The sequence below is a fragment of the Bacteroidota bacterium genome, assembly GCA_018692315.1.
Taxonomy (GTDB): Bacteria; Bacteroidota; Bacteroidia; order Bacteroidales; family JABHKC01; genus JABHKC01.
The window spans coordinates 1-3,646 of sequence record JABHKC010000026.1; the positions used below are offsets into that span (position 1 = coordinate 1).

The 3,646-nt window shown below is 30.6% G+C and carries 3 protein-coding genes; all 3 read right to left on the reverse strand.

Annotation, left to right across the window (positions count from 1 at the left end):
- Nucleotides 1-296: 296 nt before the first annotated feature.
- Genes HN894_02205 through HN894_02215 form a run of 3 tightly spaced genes read right to left on the reverse strand, consistent with a single transcriptional unit; the run spans nt 297 to nt 3,267 of the window.
- Entirely contained in the window at nt 297-1,277 is a 981-nt protein-coding gene (locus HN894_02205) for a hypothetical protein (GenBank protein ID MBT7142123.1), read from the reverse strand.
- A 1-nt stretch (nt 1,278) separates the two neighbouring features.
- Entirely contained in the window at nt 1,279-2,847 is a 1,569-nt protein-coding gene (locus tag HN894_02210) for a hypothetical protein (GenBank protein MBT7142124.1), read from the reverse strand.
- A gap of 42 nt (nt 2,848-2,889) precedes the next feature.
- A complete protein-coding gene (locus tag HN894_02215; protein MBT7142125.1) occupies nt 2,890-3,267 on the reverse strand; it encodes a hypothetical protein in 378 nt (125 codons plus the stop codon).
- Nucleotides 3,268-3,646 lie beyond the last annotated feature (379 nt).

Below are 3,646 nucleotides of genomic sequence, written 5' to 3' on the forward strand. Positions count from 1 at the left end.
AGCGTTGATGTGAATTTAAAACATACTTGAGGCCGTGGAGCAGTGGCTGAGCCAAAAGTTACGTTTAAAGGGAACTGAGACAAAGAAATTATTTCGATAATTCTTTTGCTTAATGAACCGCTAAGTACGAGACCCGTACGCTTAGTGGTGTGAGAGGTGCACTGGCGGTCATTTGACCGTCAGCCGCCTACTCGATTACCTGCTGGGCTTTATTCTATTTTTGTCAATTTCCACCTAAATACTCTTAAGATTTATAAACATTACTAAAACCATTATTCTGAATATATAAAATCTAATCAACGACCTCTAAGTCCAAAAAACCAACCTATTCTTAAACAAAAAAATGGAATTATATTCGGGGAATTTATTTCTGCAATACTTCTAAATTGTTCAACACCTTGAAATGCACATTCAATTACTAAACCGCTTGGATTGTTTTTAGTTGAGATATGAGTGCCAATAGTAGCATGCCAACTAAAATAATTCACTGCTTTCATAAGCAATTTTGCCATGTTATCATCGTCATTTGGACTTGCACCAGTATAAGCAAAACCTGGATCATCACCAGTATTCATACCTAATCCACAACCAAAAGAAAACATTGGTCTATAAACAATATTGCCAGTTTGAAATGCAGGACTTCTTGGCATAAATCTCCAATTTAGAAAATTAAGTTCAATATTATGCACTGTCTTACCATCATAAATATTTTCCATAAAGTAGAAATAGCGATAGATGATATTAAACTCATAATTAAGGTTTCTCCGCTTATTACTATTTTTCTTTCTCTTTTGTTTATATGCCTGGATGCCAAAACCATGTGCAATAATAGGGTAAAAACTTCTCATGTAACCAAGATTTTCATCAAATGCAGATACTTCCAAATTCAAAGGCATTTCATAGAATAATCCAAAATAACTACGAATCGGTCTTCTGAAAACATCAGTTTCTGTCCAATCTGTTTTACCACATGTTCTAATTAATTTCTTCACATGATTTATATCTGATGCAGTTGGATTTAACTCAATATATTTTCGAAAACTCTGCTTTGCTTTAGCACAATTATCGATTGCTTTATAATTTATTCCAAGCAAATAATAAATATCTTCTAAAAGTGGTGCATATTCTTTTGCTTTTTGGAATGAATTAATAGCGGCATAATAATTACCATCCCTGCTTTGCTGTTTACCCTTTTCAATCCACTCATCTGCAAGATAAGATTGTGCGGTTGCACTAATTGAAAGTAATACTAAAATTAACAATAATATATTTTTCATGTCATTTATAGTTAATGTCGTTGGTTTTAATTAATTTCTGATATTGTTCTGCTGATTTTTCTAAACAAAACCCTCTTTTATCCAAGTCGTTTATCCATGTAAATAAATGGTTTATTTCACTTTTTACGCTATTAGTATTAAGTTGGCAATCAAAACAATTGTTGTCCATTACATGTTTACCAAAAGATTGAGAATCTTTCTTATTCTGATATACATCCAAGCAGTTGAATGATTTTTTCATTTTATTAATCCAAGTATTAGCAAATTGTATGTCTCTGTTGATATTATTCTGTTCCATTATATTAATATCTTTTTTTCCTTTCGCAAAATAATAGACTGAACCATATATTGTTAGTTCACCAGCAATTAATGAAAACTTAACTATTGGCGAAGCCTTAAAAACATATTTAGAATTCTTGCTTATATCAATACTAGTTGATAATAATAATTCACCAACTTCTTTCCATGCTTTCAAACTTTTTTGTGAATGGATTTTTTTCGTAATTGAAAAAGTCTTTTCTGAATAATTGTAGGTTTTTGCAAAAAGGTCTTTTGATTTTTTTGAAACTTTTTCAAATGTTTTGACATCTAAAATTTGCCCTTTGAATGTTTTGTCCGTTAGTTGACTTAATAGACTTTTACCCAAACCCATTTGTATAATTTTTGCAACTTCGTCAATAGCCATGTTTTCAATGTTATCAACCATTTCTTGCATGGTACTAGCCCATATTTTATTTATATCATCTTTAACAGCAGTCAGAGATTTTAAATGATGGACATAACTTTCAGCAATATATATTTTTTCAGGAAGAGATTCAAAAGCATTTATGGCTACAATACCAATTTCTGAATGTTTCCTTGCATTCTCTTCCTTGATTTCTTTATTTTTTTCATCAATATATGCTTGCAAACTCTCCCCAGTAATTCTATTTTCATTACTTTCTTCAATACAATGTGAGAATGTTGCTTGGTTTGCTCTGTAGTTTTTATTTAGGCACTTTCCATTATTTGATATATAATTACTTTTATCCTTGTTATGATATATTTCGCTATTATATTTAACTACATTGTCATCTAAATAGTAGAACCCTTTTTTGCCATCAAGGTAAAATTCAACTTTTTTCACACCTTTGTTTTGTGCTGATAAAATTTCTTCCTGTGTTTTTTCTTTCTCAATTTCTTCTATGGAGTTTTCACCAACAATGGCTTCTTCACCTTTTCCAGAAAAAGCACCTGCAATTCCAATCAAAAGTTCAACATCTTCTTCAGATGTATTTCTTTTGGATGTGGTTGTTTTAGCAGGCAATCTTTGAACTTGTTCTTGTTGCTTGATTTCCTTATTCTTTATAGGTTTTCTTTCTTCATAACATCGACAATCCTTTTCTGAATATTTTTTTCCTTGCAATTCCCAATAAACTGCTCTTTTGATTTCATCCCCCAAGAATTTATCAACATACTTTTGGCAATCCTTCTCTGTTTTAAATATTCTATTTGTACATGTGGCTTTCCATTGAGCTTTGACAGATAAACAGTTTAGGATTATGAATAAAACAATAATAAGCTTTTTCATGTTTATTTAGTTTTTCAAATAATAATACCTACTAAATTAATATTATGAATCTTCACTTCTCACATTTCGGACTATACATTTAGTTCCAATTTTTACCGTTCTTTTTCCACCTTCTGCAAGGATAAATATTGATGTAGAAAGCCAATTCCCTCCTCTACTCTCATAGTTGAAATGCACTAACTTATCTTGTTTGCAATTATTTGTAAAGATAACAACACTATTTCCTTCGATACTTTTGTAATTAGAATAGATACGGTAGGAGATACAGTCAGTTGACTCATTATCATCTGAATTAGTCGAATTTGATGAATTTGATGAATTTTCATAATTGGATGAATAATATGCTTCCATGAAACCACAACCAGTAACAAGAAATAATATTACGACTGTTGAAACGAAAATTTTTATTATCTTTTTCATGATTACAATTTTATATTTTCACCTACTCTTTTTAGGATTTTCAGCATACTCCTATTTACAATTTTAGTTATATTTTTTCATGTTTCAATTTACGACTAATTTTCTTTTTCAGCCTTGCAGGTAACGATTGCAATATGGCATGAAGCGGATTGCGAGTGATTCCGTATCAAATTGAGATGAAGTTGAAACGGGCTAAACCCGTTCCAACTATGCACTACTCCGCTTTTTGCTATATTGCGTGTTGAACTAAACCTCACATTCGTGAGGTGGTTTTTGTGGAATTTGTAGTCTTAGTTTTTCAGTAATTATCAAATTTGTCATATTATTAATTTAAAATTTAATTATGACAAATGTAAAAAAAAATTTCTACAAGAAGCTA

What these genes read in the sequence shown, in the direction of transcription:
- HN894_02205 (MBT7142123.1), bottom strand. Translation starts at nt 1,277, where the DNA reads ATGAAAAATATATTATTGTTAATTTTAGTATTACTTTCAATTAGTGCA.
- HN894_02210 (MBT7142124.1), bottom strand. Translation starts at nt 2,847, where the DNA reads ATGAAAAAGCTTATTATTGTTTTATTCATAATCCTAAACTGTTTATCT.
- HN894_02215 (MBT7142125.1), bottom strand. Translation starts at nt 3,267, where the DNA reads ATGAAAAAGATAATAAAAATTTTCGTTTCAACAGTCGTAATATTATTT.